The sequence below is a fragment of the Pseudomonadota bacterium genome, from assembly GCA_039028935.1.
In the GTDB taxonomy this organism is placed as follows: Bacteria; Pseudomonadota; Gammaproteobacteria; order Steroidobacterales; family SZUA-146; genus SZUA-146.
The window spans coordinates 107,735-127,959 of sequence record JBCCHD010000009.1 but is presented as its reverse complement, the minus strand read 5'-3'; the positions used below and the strand labels follow the sequence as shown (position 1 = coordinate 127,959).

Annotated in this window: 13 protein-coding genes; 6 read left to right on the top strand and 7 right to left on the bottom strand. The window is 57.1% G+C overall.

Annotation, left to right across the window (positions count from 1 at the left end):
- Window positions 1-59: 59 nt before the first annotated feature.
- The 5 genes from map (at window position 60) to dapE (ending at window position 6,038) form a co-directional block, all read left to right on the top strand.
- Complete coding sequence (gene map / locus AAF465_06590) at window positions 60-827, top strand: type I methionyl aminopeptidase (GenBank protein MEM7082384.1); 768 nt, start codon at window positions 60-62, stop codon at window positions 825-827.
- A gap of 3 nt (window positions 828-830) precedes the next feature.
- Window positions 831-3,494: a [protein-PII] uridylyltransferase gene (gene glnD, locus AAF465_06585; protein ID MEM7082383.1), complete on the top strand. Its 2,664-nt coding sequence runs from the start codon at window positions 831-833 to the stop codon at window positions 3,492-3,494.
- A gap of 166 nt (window positions 3,495-3,660) precedes the next feature.
- Entirely contained in the window at window positions 3,661-4,497 is an 837-nt protein-coding gene (dapD, locus tag AAF465_06580; protein MEM7082382.1) for a 2,3,4,5-tetrahydropyridine-2,6-dicarboxylate N-succinyltransferase, read from the top strand.
- 32 nt (window positions 4,498-4,529) lie between these two features.
- Window positions 4,530-4,880 carry a Spx/MgsR family RNA polymerase-binding regulatory protein gene (locus AAF465_06575; GenBank protein ID MEM7082381.1) on the top strand — a complete coding sequence of 117 codons (351 nt, stop codon included), beginning with the start codon at window positions 4,530-4,532 and terminating at the stop codon, window positions 4,878-4,880.
- A gap of 21 nt (window positions 4,881-4,901) precedes the next feature.
- Window positions 4,902-6,038 (top strand): succinyl-diaminopimelate desuccinylase, encoded by a 1,137-nt coding sequence (dapE, locus tag AAF465_06570; GenBank protein MEM7082380.1) that lies wholly within the window; start codon window positions 4,902-4,904, stop codon window positions 6,036-6,038.
- Window positions 6,039-6,044: 6 nt separating this feature from the next.
- Here the strand turns inward: dapE and AAF465_06565 are convergent, their stop codons facing one another.
- On the bottom strand, window positions 6,045-7,133 hold the full coding sequence (locus AAF465_06565; protein ID MEM7082379.1) for an alanine--glyoxylate aminotransferase family protein: 1,089 nt from the start codon (window positions 7,131-7,133) through the stop codon (window positions 6,045-6,047).
- 189 nt (window positions 7,134-7,322) lie between these two features.
- Between AAF465_06565 and AAF465_06560 the strand changes: the two genes are divergently transcribed.
- Entirely contained in the window at window positions 7,323-7,640 is a 318-nt protein-coding gene (locus AAF465_06560) for a YciI family protein (GenBank protein MEM7082378.1), read from the top strand.
- 176 nt (window positions 7,641-7,816) lie between these two features.
- Here AAF465_06560 and AAF465_06555 read toward each other — a convergent pair whose 3' ends face one another.
- The 6 genes from AAF465_06555 to AAF465_06530 all read right to left on the bottom strand — a co-directional run bounded on the left by AAF465_06555 (window position 7,817) and on the right by AAF465_06530 (window position 20,225).
- Window positions 7,817-8,317, bottom strand: a complete 501-nt coding sequence (locus tag AAF465_06555; protein ID MEM7082377.1) for a disulfide bond formation protein B — start codon at window positions 8,315-8,317, stop codon at window positions 7,817-7,819.
- 154 nt (window positions 8,318-8,471) lie between these two features.
- Window positions 8,472-9,134 carry a tRNA (adenosine(37)-N6)-threonylcarbamoyltransferase complex dimerization subunit type 1 TsaB gene (gene tsaB / locus AAF465_06550; GenBank protein MEM7082376.1) on the bottom strand — a complete coding sequence of 221 codons (663 nt, stop codon included), beginning with the start codon at window positions 9,132-9,134 and terminating at the stop codon, window positions 8,472-8,474.
- Complete coding sequence (locus AAF465_06545) at window positions 9,131-11,053, bottom strand: ATP-dependent DNA helicase (GenBank protein ID MEM7082375.1); 1,923 nt, start codon at window positions 11,051-11,053, stop codon at window positions 9,131-9,133. Before AAF465_06545 ends, tsaB begins: the two co-directional genes overlap by 4 nt.
- A 28-nt stretch (window positions 11,054-11,081) precedes the next feature.
- Window positions 11,082-11,609, bottom strand: a complete 528-nt coding sequence (locus AAF465_06540) for a tetratricopeptide repeat protein (GenBank protein MEM7082374.1) — start codon at window positions 11,607-11,609, stop codon at window positions 11,082-11,084.
- Between the two features lie 100 nt (window positions 11,610-11,709).
- Window positions 11,710-14,082, bottom strand: a complete 2,373-nt coding sequence (gene mrcB, locus AAF465_06535) for a penicillin-binding protein 1B (GenBank protein MEM7082373.1) — start codon at window positions 14,080-14,082, stop codon at window positions 11,710-11,712.
- 113 nt (window positions 14,083-14,195) lie between these two features.
- Entirely contained in the window at window positions 14,196-20,225 is a 6,030-nt protein-coding gene (locus AAF465_06530; GenBank protein ID MEM7082372.1) for an OmpA family protein, read from the bottom strand.

Below are 20,225 nucleotides of genomic sequence, written 5' to 3'. Positions count from 1 at the left end.
TTCAACAATCTGGCCGGCTATCGCCTGCCCGAACCGATCGCTCAAGGCCGCCTATTCGCATGAACGTAACGATTAAGTCACTGGAAGAACAGGAAAAAATGCGCGTCGCAGGTCGTTTGGCCTCCAACGTGTTGGACATGGTCGGCGACCATGTGCGCGCAGGCATCACCACCGAAGAGCTCGATCAAATTTGTCATAAGTACATCACTGAGGTGCAGGACGCGACCCCCGCACCGCTCAACTATCGGGGTTTCCCAAAGTCGATCTGCACATCGATCAACCACGTCGTGTGCCATGGAATCCCCGGCGCGAAACGGCTTAAGAAAGGGGACGCCGTCAATATCGACATCACCGTCATCAAGGACGGCTTTCACGGCGATACGAGCCGGATGTTTTTTGTCGGCAAACCAACCGTCATCGGCAAACGTCTTGCGGCGACCGCTCGCGAAGCCATGATTCTGGGCATTAAGAAGGTCAAACCGGGCACCACGCTCGGCGACATCGGTCACGTGATTCAAACGTACGTCGAGAAGAAAGGCTATTCGGTCGTGCGTGAATACTGTGGGCATGGCATTGGCCGCGTTTTCCATGAGGACCCTCAGGTTCTGCACTATGGCGAACCCGGCACGGGCTTTGAACTTCAGGCCGGTATGACCTTCACCATCGAACCCATGGTCAATGCGGGTCGACGCCACGTGAAACTATTGCCCGATGGTTGGACCGTCGTCACCAAAGATCACAGTCTATCGGCACAATGGGAACACACGATCTTAGTAACCGATACGGGCTATGAGGTGCTCACGCTCGGGGCCGACGAGACGCTTTAATCCGTGAGCGAATTCAGCAGCCCTGAACACTTTGATAACTGGCCCGAGCTGTCGAGCCTCGATACGAGACTGAGCGACGGCGCAGACCCCATTCCCACTTATCGCCAGACGCTCGACAGAGCGCGCGAGCGACTGCGTGAACGATTTCGCAATAACGAACCGATCGAAGATCTCGTGCGCGATCAGGCGCGCCTGGTCGACGGGGTGTTGTTACGCCTATGGCGCACGTTCCTCGGCCAACAATACGACGCGATCGCGCTGGTGGCCGTTGGCGGCTATGGCCGGGGCGAGCTGCATCCTGGAAGCGATATCGACGTGATGTTGCTCGTGGGGAAACGCAAACTGTCGTCGGACGACAAACACAATATCGAACAGTTCTTAACGATGTTGTGGGACATTGGCTTGGAAATTGGGCACAGCGTTCGTTCCCTCAAAGAATGCGTGCGCGAGGCGCGTAACGATATTACGGTGGTCACCAGCCTCATGGAGTCGCGCCTTTTGCACGGCGACAAGGCGCTCTACGAAAAAATGAACGCCGCGACCGGTCCTGACGCGATGTGGCCGGCTGACCGCTTTTTTGAAGCAAAACTCGACGAGCAACACGACCGACACGCCCGCCACCACGACACCACCAGCAATCTTGAACCCAACATCAAAGGCGCGCCGGGCGGACTGCGCGATCTGCAAATGGTGGACTGGGTTGGCAAGCGACATTTTGGCAATAACACCATGCGTGAGCTGGTCGCAACCGACTTTCTCAGTGCGCATGAGTATCAGTCACTATCGAAAGACCGTGCCTTTCTTTGGAAGCTTCGCTTTGCGCTCCACACGCTCACCGGGCGACGCGAAGACCGCCTGCTATTTGATCATCAGGCCCGTATCGCTGCACTCTTTGGCTATGAGGATGAACCGCACAGTCTGGCTGTGGAACAGCTCATGCAGCTGTATTATCGCACTGCCCTACGTGTATCACGACTCAATGAAATGCTTCTACAGCTTTTTCGAGAAGCGATTCTCAATCGGCGTAAACCCGCTGCGGCGCGTATCAATGATGACTTCCAGATCATCAACAACAATCTGGATGTCGTGAGTCATGACCTCTTTGACCGCCGCCCGAGCGCGCTACTCGAGGTGTTTACGCACATCCAACGACAAAGTGAGGTAACCGGCGTCACTGCCAAAACCATTCGCCTCATTCGTCAAAAGCGGGAACTGATTGACGATCGCTTTCGCGCTGATCCGACAAACCACGCACTGTTTCTCGATATCCTTAAAGCGCCGGAGGGCGTCATCCTCGAATTGCGCCGAATGAATCGCTATGGATTGCTCGGTCGTTTTATTCCAGCGTTTGGCAAGATTGTAGGCCTGATGCAGTACGACCTGTTCCACGCCTATACGGTGGATGCCCACACACTCTTTGTTGTAAGCAATTTACGTCGCTTCAGTCTCAGTAAGTACGATCATGAGTTTCCGTACTGCAGCCAAATTATGCAGTCGCTGCGCCGACCAGAACTGGCCTATCTCGCGGGGTTGTTTCATGACATCGCCAAAGGCCGTGGTGGCGATCATTCCGAACTGGGCGCCGATGACGCCCAGCAGTTCTGCGAACAGATCGGTCTTGACGCCTACGACGCACGATTGGTTGCGTGGCTGGTGCGACACCACCTGGTGCTGTCCGTGACCGCCCAGAAAAAAGACATTGACGACCCCAACGTCATTCACGAGTTTTCGCAACTTGTGCGAGATGATATGCATTTGAAATACCTGTATGTGCTTACCGTCGCCGACGTACACGGCACCAACCCCAATATGTGGAACAGCTGGAAAGCCAGCTTGTTTGAGAATTTGTACCGCCAAACTCGTCGCGCTCTCGACCGGGGGCTCGAAAACCCGATCGATCGAGACGAATTGATCACCGCGACACGGCGACAGGCGCGCGAGCGAATCACTCAACTTGGCATTGACGATACGATGCGCGATACCGCGTGGACCAACTTTGACGATTCATATTTCCTGCGTCATTCGGCAGACGAAGTCGCCTGGCATACGCAAGTGTTGATCGAACACCCTGTGGTGCACAATGTCGTCGCGGCTGTGCGCGATCTAGCGAGCCCATCGGGCGGCAGCCTGATGGTACTGGCGCCGCGTTCCGGTGAGAGTTTTGCGCGGATCACGGCGGTGCTGGAACAACAAGGACTCACGATTCTCGACGCGCGCATAACCAACGTGGCGCGCGATTTTAATCTCGACACCTATCGCATCATGGGCACATCCACGTCATCGCATGATGAGGACGAACGCGCAGAACGCATCGAGCAAGCGATTCTTCGAGCCTTTGCCGCTGATGCGACACCGGCTGTGACGCGATCGGCGTCCCGTGCCGTCAAGGTTTTCTCCACGCCGACCATGACCGATTTTGCGGACGATCCAAACGGACGATTCACCGTGATGGATATCACTGCCGCCGATCAGCCCGGCCTGTTGTCCCGCATCGGACAAGCCTTTTTGGCCTGTGATGTCATGGTGTCGGCCGCCAAGATCACGACCATTGGCGAACGCGCCGAAGACGTGTTTTATCTCACCAGCTCCGACGGAAAACCGCTCTCACCAGCAACATGCGCCGCGCTGGAGCAAGCGCTTGATGATTTGCTGCCCTCCGCGGCCTGATCGCGATGACGCCAATGGCGACCCGTCTTGCGTCTTACGAAACCCGCATCTCGCCGTACCGTGTGTGACCCAAGACGCAACATTCGCCCCAACTTGGGTCGAACAAGGCGCTTTTCCTTTGCCAATGCATGCGCTCTAATACGCCTTGCACTTAATGGACATCAATATGACAACAACAGTACGCAGCACCGACCAGTCAGTAATTGAAGACGCCTGGGAACAACGCGATCAGCTTTCGCCTGAATCTGAGCCAGACATCATCCATGCCATCGAACGCGTGATCGACGCACTGGACAATGGCACGCAACGTGTCGCCGAACCAATGGATGGCGCCTGGCAAGTCAATGAGTGGTTAAAAAAAGCCGTGTTGCTGTACTTTCGCACGCATCACAACACTGTGAGTGGCGACGACACCACTCGCTATTTCGACAAAGTGCCACTCAAGTACGCGAACTCCGCTGAGCAAGACTTTCAAGACGGCGGTGTTCGGGTTGTGCCACACGCCACTGTACGACGAGGTGCGTACATTGGCAGCGGCTGCGTACTCATGCCCTCCTATGTGAACATCGGCGCTTATATCGATACGGGGACCATGGTCGACACCTGGGCGACGGTGGGTTCTTGCGCGCAAATCGGCCGCAATGTGCACCTTAGCGGCGGGGCCGGGATTGGCGGCGTGCTGGAGCCTCTTCAGGCGACACCGACAATCATCGGCAACAATTGTTTTATCGGCGCGCGTTCTGAGGTCGTAGAAGGTGTGGTGGTGGAAGACAATGCTGTCTTGTCAATGGGCGTGTTTATTGGGCAAAGCACGCGCATCTATGATCGGGAACGCGATGAAGTCACGTTCGGGCGGGTGCCCGAAGGAGCGGTAGTGGTACCCGGTTCGCTGCCGTCAAACGACGGTCGATACAGCTTGGCGTGTGCGGTCATTGTCAAACGTGTGGATGCCAAAACTCGTGACAAAGTGGGCATCAATAACTTGCTGCGTGCCTGGGACTAAACACCAATCGAATCACCTACTAGGAGTCAATCGTGACCATCGTCGTGTACGGACTGAAGAATTGCGACAGCTGCAAAAAAGCACTGCGCCATCTTGCTGAACGAACAATCGAGGCAGCGCTGATCGACGTTCGAGCGACACCGCCGACCGCCCAACAACTTCGCGCCTGGTGCGTTCGATTTGGACGCGACGCGCTCGTCAATAAACGAAGCACGACGTGGCGCAATCTAACCGACAACGATAAGCACATTTTGAGCGATGAGGACGCTGTCGCTCTGCTCGTTGCCCAACCCACTTTAATGAAACGCCCTGTCATCGAGACTCAAGACCACGCGTTATTGGGTTTCAATGCTGATGAACTCGACGCGTTTTTAGATCGCTAACTAGACTCGTCGCTACGGATTATGAACACACTCGAACAACTCGTACGCGAACTGGTGAGTCGCCCCTCGGTTACCCCCGAAGACGCAGGCTGTCAGGCACTTTTACAGGCTCGGCTCGAGGCGATTGGGTTTACGTGCGAGAGCATGGACGCGGGGGGTGTCACCAACCTCTACGCACGCCGTGGTGACGCACAGCCCGTGGTGTGCTTCGCCGGACACACCGATGTCGTACCGGCAGGCCCGCTGGATGAATGGCAAAGTCCACCGTTTACCCCCGAAATTCGTGACGGCTGCCTGTTTGGTCGGGGCACGGCCGACATGAAAGGCAGCATCGCGGCGATGATCTGCGCCATTGAGTCGTTTACGCACCGCGTTCCCGACCATGCAGGCGCGATCGCCATGATCATCACCAGTGATGAAGAAGGGCCCGCGCGACACGGCACGCGAGAGGTGATGGCGCGTTTGGCGGCGCGCAATGAGCGTTTGGACTACTGTGTGGTCGGCGAACCCAGCTCATCCAAAGCGCTCGGCGACGTCGTTCGCATCGGTCGACGAGGCTCGCTGCATGCCATTTTCGACGTAGATGGCAAACAAGGACATGTCGCTTACCCCGATAAGGCACTTAACCCGATACATGCGTCAGCGCCCCTGATCAGTGCGCTGAGCAATGAAGTCTGGGACGAGGGTAACGCGCATTTTCCGCCCACCACGTTTCAAATATCCAACATCGAGGCGGGCACAGGCGCAAATAATGTGATTCCCGGCAGCTTGCGATTCGTCGCGAATTTTCGCTACTCGACGGCGGTTACCGCGGATGACCTTAAGCGCCGCTGCGAGGCGATGATCGATGCGCTAGGCATTGACGCGCGCATTACGTGGTCGCTGTCGGGCGAACCGTTTTTGAGCGAACACGGTCCATTGACTCAGGCCGTGGCCGCCGCCATTAAGCACCGCACCGGCTTAGACACCGAACTGTCGACCGGTGGCGGGACATCCGATGGCCGATTTATCGCACCCAGCGGCACCGAGGTGATTGAGTTGGGTCCCATTAACCAATCCATCCACCAAATTGATGAGCGGGTCGATTTGGCCGATCTCGATACGCTGGCGTTGCTGTATGAAGATGTCATGCTCGCGTTGCTGGGTGGTGAGCCCTAGCGCGCGTTATTTACCCAGCACATCCTCGAGCGCTCCCAAGCACTTGCGCACGTTGCCATCGTTTGCGCTGTGACCCATTAGGCCAATGCGCCAAACGCGTCCAGCGAGTGCGCCGAGTCCTGCACCGATTTCAAGCTCATGCTGCGCGAGCAAATCGCGACGAATAGCTGCCTCCTCCGACTGCACGGCGGCCGGAATGTGCACGGAGTTCAGTTGCGGCAGTCGAAATGGCTCGTCGACTAAAAAATCGATGCCAAGGCCGGACAAGCCCTCTCGAAGCGCCCCATGATGATGGCGATGACGTTCCCACGCCGCTTCGAGGCCCTCTTCGTTCAGCATCACCAAGGCTTCATGGAGTCCGTACATCGCGTTTACCGGCGCCGTATGATGATAGGTTCGACCGCCGTCGCCATCCCAATAGCCCATGACCAAATTTAAATCGAGAAACCAACTCTGTACTTTGGTTTTACGACTTGAAATGGCCGCGACTGCGCGCGGAGAAAAACTCACCGGAGAGATGCCAGGAGGCGCGGACAAACACTTTTGGCTGCCCGAATAAATCGCGTCGATACCCCACTCGTCAACGAGCACTGGCACACCACCCAGCGATGTCACCGCGTCGACCAGCGTCAGACAATCGAACTCATGCGCAAGGCGACACAGCGTTGCGGCATCAGAACACACGCCGGTCGATGTTTCCGCATGAACAAACGCAACAATTTTTATCTCCGGATGTTGACGTAAGGCCTCCTCAACTTTGTGCGGATCGACCGGCTCACCCCATTCGTCTTCGACGACGATGGCCGTGCCGCCAATACGTTCAACGTTCTCTTTCATGCGCGAGCCGAAGACTCCATTGATGCATACGAGAACGGTGTCACCGGGCTCAACTAAATTGACAAAGGCCGTTTCCATACCCGCCGATCCCGGCGCAGAAACGGCAAACGTCAGCGCATTCTCCGTTTGAAACGCATAACCCAATAGCTGCTTAATCTCATCCATGAGCGCCGTAAAATCAGGATCGAGATGACCTAGCGTCGCGCGTCCCATGGCGGCCAGCACCCTCGGCGAAACATCAGACGGCCCCGGACCCATCAACGTTTTTTGTGTGGGACGGAACGATGAGATCGAGGGCGGTGAGCTGACGGCGATCGTGTCCATTACGGCATCTCAGTATGAAAAGGCGACAGTGTAGCGAAGTCTGTCGGCGCGTGCCGGAATTGTGTCGATTCACCATAACCTGATAGGTTTTGGTCTCGGATCCGCGACAGGAGACTCCATGCCATGCCCACCTATTTGTTCACGTACAAAGGCGCAACCCAGCCCGACAACCCTGAGGAAGGCCAACAACTCATGAATCGATGGCGCGAGTGGGTGAACACCATCAGCGATCGAATTGTCATCGCTAATTCGCCGGTGGGTCCCGCCAAGGCCGTATCATCCGACGGGATAACCGAGGTCGTTGAGTCAACGGTAACCAATGGTTTTACGGCACTTTCCGCCGCCAGCCTAGAGGAGGCGGTGTCGATTGCACAGAGCTGCCCACACACTGAAATCGGTGTGATCGAAGTACGCGAGATGTTTGAAATGCCGAACCGCTGACCGCCGCTCAGTCGGCTGCAATCGCACGTTCATGCACTCAACGCGTTTGCACGATGACGCGTCTCGTCGATGGCACGGCCGCGCCAACGCTCCGCGCGGCACAGCGACTTGCGCTGGGTGCGTTCGGCAACACAAAAAAGGGCACGCTTAATGAACGAAATAAAAAGGTGTTGGCGTCAAACTGTTGTGTCGCGCCAGTTCCACCAAATACCTGCCAACCCCAACGGCAGGACACTGATCAGTACCCACGCGGGCATACTTAAACCAAATAGAGACCAGTCGATTTCGGCGCACCGGCCCGAGCCAAAGAACACGAGACGCAGCGCTTCGGTCATCGGAAAGGCATCCATCAAGTAATCGAGACTCGGCCCGCAGGCGGGCACTTCATCCGCGGGCAAACTCTGAATATAGACATGACGACCCGCCACAGCGACACCAAACGCGGCGAACAGACCGACCAACGCACCATAGACGCGTCGCACGGCACGACCAGCACCGCGGTGCAGCGCCGCAATCAAAAATACAAGTCCCATCGCAATCACCGCAATGCGCTGAAAGATGCATAGATTGCAAGGCTCTAGCAGCAGTACATATTGCGCATACAGCGCATACGCCATCATGCCCAGGCACACCGCAAATCCCAACCAATTACCCTGTGTCCGTGAAATGTTCAGCATGTGGTTGTACTCCCCTTTTTTTCTTGTTGAGCGGCGTTCCGCAGTCCGATTAATCGCCGTTGCAACTCCATCGGTCTCGTCCTAGCGCACCGCTGTCGTTATTTTTAAAAACACAATACCATGACGCACGCCGCGCGCCGCGTGCTGGCGCCGACTAACCGCCATGCGTCACATTGTCGCGCACATAGCGAGGCACCGCCGCATATGGCGATTCAAACGCCACCACACCACTGTCAGCGCGCCGGGCCACAGCGGTCGCCGAAGGCGCGATCTCCAAGACGTCACCCAGCGTCGACAATATTGGGTGGTGGGCTATCGCGTCACTGGCGACGACCGAGACTTGATCGCGAAATCGCCGCACGACCTCTGCCGGGTCGAGCACCGCCTCGTCTGAGACTGACTCAGGTTGCGCAAGTTCATTAAAGCGATAGTGTGCGCAGTATACTTGCTCCTTACGCGCGTCCAAACACACCAGCAGCGAATTTGACGGCATAATCGCGCGCGCGGCGCCTACCTGATGCGCCACCGCCGCCAAGGTTGACACGGCCGCCACCGGTAGTCCGGCACTGTAGGCCAACCCCTGCGCAACGGCGGTCGCCACACGTAATCCAGTGAAACTGCCGGGCCCACGCCCAACGACCACACCATCGAGATCGCTCAGCGTCATGCCGGCGTCGCGCAGCAGTTCGTTCGTCAGCGCGAGTAGCTGTTCCGCTTGTGCCTTTGGGTCGTCACTCGTGTGTTCGACAACGTGGCCATCAATCGACAGCGCCACAGAAGCCGGGCTAGCCGCCGCTTCTATGCTCAACAGTTTCATGCCGGTAGACTTCGCGCGAAACGCCTGGCTACCGGCAGCTCACGTTCGACCGGCATCGGCGGCAGACTGTTTAAAAACAGGCGACCGTACGGTTTCGCAAACAGGCGCGGATCGCAAATCACGCATAAGCCCTTATCGCTCTCATCACGAATCAGTCGCCCGACGCCCTGCTTGAGTGCCAACACAGCGGTTGGAAGTTGATAGTCCATAAACGGGTTGCCACCTTGTTTTCGCATCGCATCAAGGCGTGCTTGAAGAAGCGGATCGCCTGGTGAGGCGAACGGCAGTTTATCAATGATGACCATACCCAGTGCCCCGCCGCGTACATCCACACCTTCCCAAAAACTACTGGTACCCAGTAACACACCACGCCCATCCTCGCGAAAGCGCCTCAATAACTCGTCGCGTGGTTGTTCTCCTTGTACAAGCAGAGAGCGATTGGGCAACGGCTCGCGCGTCAGAATCGCTTTGGCAATGTTCAGCGCGCGATAACTGGTAAAGAGTAAAAACGCGCCGCCTTTGAGTGCGCTTAATAGCTCGATACTCAGCGACACCACACGTTCTGTGTACCCATCCTCAGCGGGCTCGGGCATATTCATCGGCACGTAGAGCATCGCATGATTTCGGTAATCGAACTCACTGTCAATTTTGAGCACTTCCGGTTCATCAAGCCCGACCCGTCGAGCAAAGTGATTAAAGTTATCGCCCACCGCCAACGTGGCGGAAGTAAATATCCACGCTGCCTTTTGAGTATTGATTACCTGAGCCAGCTGCTCGGAAACATCCAGCGGCGAGCGTTGAAGATGAAAACCGGCGTGCGTCGCCTCGATCCACGCGACCGCATTGTCGTCGGTCGTTAACATGTGCTCAAGAGTGCGCGCCCCATCGCTTGCGCGGCGACGGCAACTGTCGAGACCAGAACTCACGCCGTCATAGGTTTCTAACGCGTCGACTAATCCCAACAACGCTGAATTCAGGTCGGCAATGGCATCAAGTGTGACCGTACCGACCGCCGTCAGATTGCGCCGCCCGCTATGTGGCAGCGATGACCGCAGCCTAGCCGCGGCACGATTGACCGTCAGGGTTTGCGCCTCTAGACCGCTGCGCTCAATGCCAGCAGCAAAACTCTCCGATGCCACATCACGCGTGATGCCACTGACCTGCCGTGAACTGAAACGCGAACCGAAAAACTGCGCAGCGGTTTCTGGAAATTGATGGGCCTCATCGAGCACCACCACATCGGCACCCGGCAATAACTCGCCGAATCCGTCTTCTTTGAGCCGAATGTCTGCGAGCAGCAAATGGTGATTAACAACCACCACATCGGCCGCCTGAGCGACGCGACGCGCATTCATCACGTGACACTCGCCAAAGGCCGGACACTCCTGCCCAAGACAATTGTCCGCGGTTGACGTTACCCACGACCAGATCGGCGCGCCCTCAGCGACGTCGGTGAGCTCGGCGGTGTCGCCCGTTTGGGTGCTTCGTGACCAACTCATGATTTTGCCAAGCTGTGCGCGGTTAAGCTTTCCATCGCTTTGCACACCCGCCTGCTCCAGTCGATACAGGCACACGTAATTACTGCGCCCTTTTAAAAGCGCCACAGACACCGGCTGGCCAAACGCCTGCGTAACGGTGGGTAAGTCTCGATGAAACAACTGATCCTGAAGATTACGAGTGCCGGTCGACACCACGACACGACGACCCGCCATCAAGGCAGGCAAAAGATACGCAAAGGTCTTGCCCGTGCCGGTGCCAGCCTCCACGACCAGGTGCTCCCCGTCACGCATCGCATCGCGCACCGCCTGCGCCATTTGAATTTGGCCGGGCCGAGGCTCATACCGTTCGACCTGCCGAGCGAGCGGGCCATCGTGCGCGAACCAGGTCTGCGCCACCGTCAGGTCGTTAGTCAACGACACGCGATCCTACCAACACACACGGCGCCGGCTACTGACCTGCCATCGCGCGCGCTTCCGCGGCACCGACTCGATCTCCGCGAAGCTCGCGCGCCTGAGCGGTGAGCGTCCAACCGGCGGTGCGCAGCGATGGATCGCCACTCGCTTGGGCCAATGCACGCCGCGCCATGAGCTCCGCCTGGGTGGCATTACCCTGGGCGAGCCGCACCTGCCCGAGCTCCAGACTCAGCCACGGATTACCAGGCTGAATTCGCATGGCCCGTTCGATCGACTGCGCCGCGCCGGCAAGATCGCCCGATTCGCGCTGACGATGAGCACCGTCCAGTAAAAACCCCGCCGGCCCCGTCGGCCGGGCCACCTGGGTGGGCACCGAGGCTGTACCCATCGGGGAATCGTCCGGACCCGAATCGAGGGTGCCCGGCGGCGATTCAGACTGGGGCGGCACTCGTTGAACCGGTGCCGGCGGTTCGTCACCGCGCGAACTGCCTGGCCAAGACTCATAGACTGAACAGGCCGGCAAACTCAACACCAAAAGAAAAAGTAATCGCTGTGGTTTCATCTTGCACTCGCCGCGTGTCGCGAATTGTCGCCAAACGCCATCATCATTGTTCACACGCCATCTAACCGGATGGGCCGTCCGTTTGCGTCGGGAGCACCACTTATCGGCACACGGCAAGCGGAGGCGGTTCCGACTGGCGCCGCAATGGTATCAGAACTGCTGAATCACAGTATGGCAAGGGCTGTCCAGTCGTGTAGTCAAACGGCACATTGTGCAGGTCTTCAGGCGGATACGGTGCAAGCGGTGCGTTGTCCAATGCGCGCATTGCGCTCACCCACACGGGCAATGCGCCCTGCGCACCGGTTAAGCCCGTGGACTCGTTATCGTCACGCCCCACCCACACCACAGCGACAGAGGACTGACTCACGCCAGCGAACCAGCTGTCGCGCAGATCGTTCGTACTCCCGGTCTTACCAGCCACCGGTAGGCCAGGAAGCCGCCACGACAGACTGCGTGCGGTGCCGTGCGTCGCCGCCAACCGTAGTGTGCGCATAATCTGGTACGTGCTGACGGGGGAAACAGCATCCTCCACTTCGAGCGGATAGGCGCGTAGCGCCCTGCCGTTGGCATCCGTGACCGTCTTTACGATGCGCGGTGGCGTGATAAAGCCGCTGCCAGCCAGCCCAAGATACAGTTGGGCGACTTCAAGCGGCGTCAGCTCCAGCGCCCCGAGCAACAACGATGGAAAGGCGTCTGGATCATGCGCCATGCCCAGACGTTGCAACGTCTCGATCACATTTTGCACACCGATCTCCAGCCCAACGCGCACGGCAGGCGTGTTGTAAGACTGCGCGAGCGCTTTGAATATCGGCACGTCACCGCCGTACTCATCGTCGAAGTTTCGGGGCGACCAAATCTGGCCCGTATCGAGTGTTACGTCTAACGGTGCATTGCTAAGCTCAGTATCGAGATCAAATTGACCATGCTCAAGCGCCGTTAGATACACAAACGGCTTGATTAACGACCCAATCGGGCGGCGCATGTCGAGCGCGCGATTGAACCCATCAAACCCAATTTGGCGCCCCCCCACCAATGCCATCAATTCGCCGGTATCGGGCGCCAACACAACGGCCGATGTTTGAAGCTGCTCCGCAACATCATGCTCGCGTTCCACCTGCGCCAACGCCTGGCCTACTTGTTGCTCAACCCGCTGCTGAGCCACCACATCAAGCGATGTATAGACACTCAGGCCGGCTGACACCAGATCATCGGGTTCATAGTCGCGCAGCAGCTGCTGGCGCACCATCGCCATAATGGCCGGATAACCACCAAAATGCCCGGTGCGGTCAGCCACCACGTCCAACGGCTCGGCTTTGGCTTGAAGGGCGGCCTCCGCACTGATTACCCCCTCGTCACTCAGGATATCCAAAACAAGGTCGCGTCGTTTCCGCGCCGCCTCCGGGTAGCGTCTTGGATTGAACTGTGAAGGCCCCTTGACCATACCGGTCAACATAGCGATATGGTGGATCTCAAGCTCACTGAGTCGTCGTGAAAAATAAAATCGACTGGCTAGATCAAAGCCATGAATAGCGCGCCCACCGTCTTGTCCCAGATAGATTTCGTTAACGTAGGCCAACATGATGTCGTCTTTGCTTAGCCGTGCATCAATCGAAACGGCCATCAACGCTTCTTTAAACTTGCGCCGCCAAGTCTGCGCATTCGATAGAAAATGACTTTTAATAAGCTGTTGCGTGATGGTACTACCACCCTGCCTGACGCGCCCCGCACGCAGATTGGCAAGCGCGGCGCGTGCTATGCCTCGAAAATCGATGCCATGATGTGAATGAAATCGTCGATCTTCAACGGCGACCAGTGCCGCGCGCAGTAGCGTGGGTACGGCATCAGCACCGATTACATTGCGATCGACGCCGCTTCGGGGCAGCAGGCTTCCGATCATCTGCGGTTCCAAGGTCGCGAGCGGCAGCGCATCACCTCGACCATCGTTTAACTCGACGATGACGTCACCGGCGAAATACACATCCAGTGCCTGTACTGAAATAGTCAACAGAGAATCGCCGCGCGTAACTAATCGCAGTTGTTGTCCAGCGAGTCGGTACTCTCCGGGTGACGTCGGCTGTTCGACGCGACGATAACCAAGCTGGTTGAGGTGCGCGACTAACTCAGCCGGTGCGAGCGACAGGCCGGCATACAAATCGATCGGCCTGGCGAAAACCCTGGCCGGTTGCGCCCACGGTTGCCCCGCAAAACGCTCTTTTATCTGCGCATCGAGCACCAATCCATAGAGTGCCGTCATGAGCAGTGCAACGCCCATCAGCGCCAGCAGTCCGGTTAGAAGTCGGCGACGAACAGAGGGTGTACGCTTGGCCCGCACACGCTTCCGAGCGGGCTTGCGCGTTGACTTCAGTGTCTTTTTCTTTTTGGTCTTGCGCTTTTTCGATCGAGTCCCGGCACGCGCGCGTGGCGCAGTCTTACTGCGTTTAGCGTGAGTAGGCGATGTACCGCGCGCTTTCATGCGCGGACCTTACCATTGACGACCACCGAAGTCGCGAGGTAATCCAGTCACAGTCGGCCGATTGACTGGATTGATCACAGGATTGCCACAATTGCCGTGGCACGGTGTCAATTCTATTGTCGTGCGCGTCGTCGTGCCGTATTGACCGCCACGTCTTCGCGGCGGAACAACATGCCGCGACGAAAATCATCAAACGTATGTTGATCGGCTTTTAGACGGAATCGAATATACGGACCCGAGGCGAGATAGCCTGCTTGGCTAAAGTCGTCATCCTCAAATCCTGTTACGTTGTAGCCAACACTTACCCAGGCGTTGCGCATTACCGTAACCCCCGCCTCAAAACCAATCGAGTAATCGTAGACGTCAGAGCGCCAGGCGTGACGCACATGACCGTGCAAACCAACATCGAAACGGTCATTGACGTCGTGTCGCCAGGCCACACCCACTAAGTCGGAGAAACCGGTATAGCTCTGATCAGCGATATTACTGCGAACAAACTTGGCGCCGTACTGAAAATCGATTTGTGTGTCGCGACTCATCATCCAGTTGAGATTGAGATTATTCACGACTTTCCATGACCGTCGCGAATCACTCAATGAATCGAAATCGTCGTACCCAAGATCGAGGCGGTCGAAAATTGCCCACTCGCTATCGGCGGGCCGATAGGCCAGTCCAAGTCGGACATCGGCATTGAGGTTATTCACATCACCCGATTCACTGTTGAACACCTGGGCGTTGAGGCTAAAGCCGACGCCTTCTTTTTCCTCGCGATAGAAGCCAACCTGCAGCGTTTCGCGATCTTCCAGATCAGAGCGACGGAGCTCGAGGCGTGAAGTGGCAGACCAGTCTTCACTGCGGTACACACCACCAACAAACACGCTGGTAAAGTCTTCACCAATCGCGCCCGACGTGGGCGGTGTATCGATATTAAAATCATTAAACTCTGGTGTCGCTAGGGTATTGCCATGATCGAAGCCCGCGTCCAGCGTCACCTTGTCATTGAGTTGAAAGCCCTGTACCAAACCCACATTTGCAAACACGCGTGGTCCGTACTCGGAAATCGCACGATTCACTGACGCATTGACGTTGGCACGTTCCCATGGGGTGACTTTGATCCCGCCGCGTGACGTCTGCGCCTCGATGTTGTCCCCTTCGGCAACTTCATACTCGCCAAACACGGTGACGCGATCGTTTAGTCGATAATCCATGCCAAGCAATGTGCGTCGAGGAAAGTCGCCGCTCGCGTTGTCGCCCAGTGAAAAATCCGTACTGCCGCGCAATGTTAATCGATTATCAAGCAACTGATAGCTACCATTTACAAAGGCTTGCTCTGATTTTCGGCTCACGCCCGTTTCATCTTCATCGGCGGCCGAACGCAAACCGACACCCACGGTCGCGCGGCCACTCTGGTAGCGCACTTCGCCTTGAACCACATCGCGCGTTGCGCCATTGCCAAGGTTCTTTTGCGTATAGACATCGGTGTTTAGGGTCAGTGTTCGACTCATACGAAGACGACCCGCAAACCCTGTTTTGCGTGTTCCGCTCTCCGTTCCGCGCTGCTGCCCTAGACCAAAGCCGGATTGCTGCTCGCGGGTGTACACCACGCCATCGAGCTTCTCGCCCTGATGTCGCAACTCCAGTGAATAGGCGTCTCCCTCCGACGCAACACCATTTTGCGTCGAATCGCTTGTGGCGTACTCAGCGCGAAGCTCGGTACCCGGGCGCACGATCACCGTCAGATCGGCACCCATGAGTTCACCCGTGCCGCCGGCCATGCCTTCGCGTATCGCCGTTGCTCCCAGTTCCACATTCGCAACCGGACGATACGATGCACGACCACCGGCGATGAGCTCGTCGTCACCGTCATCGCGACTCTCATAGTCCACCACAATAAACACGGGATTAAACTGCGCGTCGCGGCTGAGCACTGGTTGCTTGAAAAAGAGCGTGCCCTGCAAATAGTCAATATTGTAGTCAAGATGGCGAGCCAAGCTGCGACTCTCGACAATCACTTCTGTTCGAAAACGATCTCGTACCTCAAGCGTAACCTTTTCACTATTGATAATGATCGGTCGGCGGCTAAGCTGATAAAGGCCTGACGTCCCGTCGCCGGCAATTTCGTCTTTTACAAACGCTTGATTGGTCTCCGCGGCAAACACATTGTAGCCAAAGCGCTCCCCGACGTATTCGCTTTTAACGCCCGTGAGCGATCGGTTGTAGCGCGAGAGTTCGGTGACGGTAAGCCCCGTTTGGTGGTCGCCAAACAGCGCATAGAATTGATTTCGCTCGATCTTGAGAAAGAGTTTTTCCTGGCTGGCGGCATCGAAGCGCTGTTCCGTTGCATCACCATACAGTGTGTAAAACCGATCGGGGTCGATTGTGCCAAAAAGGCGATCACGTGATCGCCCACGTGTGTCGTAGGCAAGCGTTAACAGAAAGTCGCCACGAATTCGCCCTTTGGCAAAAAACGCCAAACGCCCCTCTTCATAAAAGTCGTCCTCGAGGCCATCATCCGACGCGTTCTCGAGGTTATCGCGCAGCGTGTTGTAGCCAACGGTACCTTCGGCTAGACCCACCAAAATCCAATCGCGCGCAGCCGGCTTGAGCCAAGCCCGAATTTCCTGCTCCAGGCCGTTCTCAAACTCAAGATTGAGCACTACTTCGCCCGCCTGCGACGTCGGCTCCAGTTCGATGATGGCCTGCCCTTTCGCGTTGAGCGTGTAAACCGGGTCGCGATCGCCAACCACCACCAATTGATTTTCACGCGCGGCATTAACTTCCCACATTGAGCGATACGGTGGCTCGACATGATAAACGCCAACCGCTTCCGGCCGTCCCGGGTACTGTTCACGGTCAAACGTATTCAGCACGATCACTGGGCGCTGTCGACCATCGGCAATCAGCGTTGACGCGTTCACATCAAGCTCTGCGCGTACCGGTCCACCGCTAAAGTGAACAATTCGCTCAATACGCTCCAGCTCGTGGTTATTTCGATCTAACAACACCACCGACAAACGGTTCTGACCGGGCTCGACGTTAACGCCACGCCATCGACTCACCGCGACCGTGCGAGCGCCATTACGGTTTTTACCTTCATAGTGAATGCCATTTACTGGCTGATCATTCAGCTCAAGTTGCACCCGTTGATCAGGCGCGTGTTTCACCGCAATTTTAAGACTCGGAATAGCAAGGTTCTCATCCGCTGCGGGTTGCAGCAGTTCAAAACCAGGTTCGAGCGTTTCAACGAGCGTCTCATCTGCAAAGTAATCGGGGCCCGCCGACGTTACGGCCTGCGCGCGACTAAGTGGTTCGCTCGGCGCCGACGTTGTCCCGGTCACCGTGAGCGACTGCAGATCACTTAATAGCCGACTGCCAGCCGCCACTTGTCGACGCGAATTGAGCACCGGCTTTTCACCCCAAATCGACAGCGCCACGCGGCGATTAGCTTTGCGGCCCTCGGGGGTGGCGTTACTCTCGCGGGGTTGGTCGGCGCCTTTTCCCTCTACGGTCATTTGACTTGGTAAAAGCCCTAGCTCATCGCGCACGTAGCGCGCCACACCCGCGGCACGCGCGTGTGACAGCACACGATTGTCCGCGAATTCGGTCCTGTTTTGCGGGGCAATGGGGACATTGTCCGTGTGACCGACGATGTGCACACGAATATCCCGTGCACCTTTGATCTGGGCAATGACGTTATCGATATCGCGGCGATCGGCCTCACTTAGTTGTGCCCGACGCGTACCAAATTTTGGCGTAAGCGTGAATTCAACACGCTCCTCAACCGATGGTTCGAATACAAGCAGATTGTCCACGAGTGGCGTACGCTTCTTCTCATCGCCAGCCTCGAACGAGGCCATCGCCTTGGTAAGCCACTCGCGACCCCCTGCACCATAGCGCGCGCGAAACGTCACAATCTCTTGCCAGTCACCCTCACGAGTGCCCAAGCGAAACGTCAACAGGCTTCCGTTAACGGCTGGGTTATCCAGTGCCTGGCCGTTGCGGGCGGCGCTACCGGCGACATATTCAGCGCCATCCGGCATCAGCACCAATGCCTCAAGATCACCAATAACGACATCACCGCGACCGAGCACGGTCAGCGAGTAGTCCACGCCATCCGCAACCGGACGCGATTCCAATAATACGTCCACCGCGCCATCCGCTGGTGGTATGGGCTGCAAGTAAAAATCCGCTCGCCACAATGAGCCGGCGCGTAGATCAACAAACTGAGAGAACGCCCGACCGGCAAACCGGGAGTTGTTTTGACAGGGAATCACTTCCATATGCGTCGGAATACTATCGACATCCAGTTGAACCACATGCGCGCCTGGTTCCACGCCTTCAAAGTGGAAGCGCCCGCCTTCATCGGTGATGGCGTAGCGACCATCTTCGAGATAGATGCGCGTGTTGGCGACGCCTTCAAGATCATTGTCGACCGTATCGTCGCAACTACCGTTGATGACACGGCCGATTAGAAAACTATTGGACGCAAACAGATCTTCAGTGAGTGTATTGGTGGCGCTCGCTACATTCGATTCAATACCGCCGTTGCCAGCGGCCACTGCGCTATTGACCGCTTCCTCGCCACGGATGGCGTTGGTCACTTCTGTTACATAGCTGACGCGTTGACTCTGACCGCCGTTGAGCGTGCCCAGCAAGAACGTTAAACCGCGACCCGTGCTATCGATCACCGGGTCTGGCGCCGGCTGGCCATCAATTCGCACAGAGTCGCTCACCAAGCGAAACCCTGCCGGCAGATTATCCGTAATGCGAACATCATCGACCCGCGCCACGCCGTCAGCATTATCAACTCGCAACTCGTAGGGCACGAAGTCGCCGGGTGCCGCCACGTTAAGCGGCGAGGTTTTCTGCAAGAAAAGCGCTGCAGAAGATGGATCCAGTGGCACATCAATGCGCACAACTGGCCCGGGGTTGACCACAAACTCGGCACCGAATGACGCCGGCACTAAGGTAAACGGTGCGCCCGGTAACTGCTGCAGATCATTGATTGCGACAATGGAGGGCCCCGTGTAGCCCGGAGGTGGAATGACCTCAAGACGATAGCGACCTGGTGCAATCAGTGGAAAGCGAAATGCGCCGTCATCAAAAATATACTGGGTGCCACCGCTGTCTGTGACCGACCCCCCGGTGATGACCTCCGATGGATAGGTGCTGACCCCATCGTCACCAAACACGGTGGCCGGAAGACCGGTGGCCTGATTAATCAGGCGAACTTCAGCGCCGTTGATGGGCGCACCGTTACCCGAATCAAACACAATACCTAATGGATCGACCAGCGCGCTGCTGGCTGAAACATCGGTTGCATCATTGGGATCGGTATAACTCGCCTGAGCTTGACCGCCTAACTCGACCTGCAGCACGCAGTCGTTCGCGCTCGCCACACTCACTGCGGTGGGAATGTACCCCACAAATAGCCCCGTATTGACGTCCGTTTCGGTGAGGTTTAGGTCCTCGCTGTCGCCCGTTGCCGCAAAGGAAATCGTCACGGCGATGGTATCCAGTGCCGTCGCGTCTAGATTTTGGTCCTGATCATCCAGTTGCACAAACAGCGGATCACCGCCATGAAAAAAAGCGGCGTCGTCAATGGTGAACAATCCGTTCGAATCGACCGTCGCGCCTGAAAACAACTTTGGATCCGGCAACATCTGCGCGCCGGTGGCCGACACGCACTCAGTGGGGTGAATCGATTGGTCACCACCTGCCTCACCAACCTGCACAAAGGCAATCTCGGCGTCGGTCGGAGCGAGCTGGGTTGTCAGCGAAACGACATTGCTATCGATGGCGGCTGCAATTCCCAGTGGCGTTGTGAAGCGCACTTCCGCGACATTGTCGACGGCGGTCCCCGGTAGCGTCTGCGCGTGAGCGGTAGACAAACCGATGACGAAAATCCCCAGCGCATAGACCACTAAACGCGTCAGATTGTGACGCGTTGAAGGATTCTTTTTGGGATGAACAGTGCCGGTGCACAAGCGCCCCTGCTTATCCGGCAAATGAGGCACCGCACCGCTTGGTAAAGGCGGCGTCGCAACCTTCATCTCAGACGATTCCGCACAAGCCGCACGGCGCGCGTCCGGGCTCATGCCCGGACGCACGCCAGCAAGCGTGTTGTGATGAATCGCCTGCAT

What these genes read in the sequence shown, in the direction of transcription:
- map (MEM7082384.1), top strand. Translation starts at nt 60, where the DNA reads ATGAACGTAACGATTAAGTCACTGGAAGAACAGGAAAAAATGCGCGTC.
- dapD (MEM7082382.1), top strand. Translation starts at nt 3,661, where the DNA reads ATGACAACAACAGTACGCAGCACCGACCAGTCAGTAATTGAAGACGCC.
- dapE (MEM7082380.1), top strand. Translation starts at nt 4,902, where the DNA reads ATGAACACACTCGAACAACTCGTACGCGAACTGGTGAGTCGCCCCTCG.
- AAF465_06565 (MEM7082379.1), bottom strand. Translation starts at nt 7,133, where the DNA reads ATGGGTCCGGGGCCGTCTGATGTTTCGCCGAGGGTGCTGGCCGCCATG.
- AAF465_06560 (MEM7082378.1), top strand. Translation starts at nt 7,323, where the DNA reads ATGCCCACCTATTTGTTCACGTACAAAGGCGCAACCCAGCCCGACAAC.
- AAF465_06555 (MEM7082377.1), bottom strand. Translation starts at nt 8,317, where the DNA reads ATGCTGAACATTTCACGGACACAGGGTAATTGGTTGGGATTTGCGGTG.
- tsaB (MEM7082376.1), bottom strand. Translation starts at nt 9,134, where the DNA reads ATGAAACTGTTGAGCATAGAAGCGGCGGCTAGCCCGGCTTCTGTGGCG.
- AAF465_06540 (MEM7082374.1), bottom strand. Translation starts at nt 11,609, where the DNA reads ATGAAACCACAGCGATTACTTTTTCTTTTGGTGTTGAGTTTGCCGGCC.
- mrcB (MEM7082373.1), bottom strand. Translation starts at nt 14,082, where the DNA reads ATGAAAGCGCGCGGTACATCGCCTACTCACGCTAAACGCAGTAAGACT.
- AAF465_06530 (MEM7082372.1), bottom strand. Translation starts at nt 20,225, where the DNA reads ATGCAGGCGATTCATCACAACACGCTTGCTGGCGTGCGTCCGGGCATG.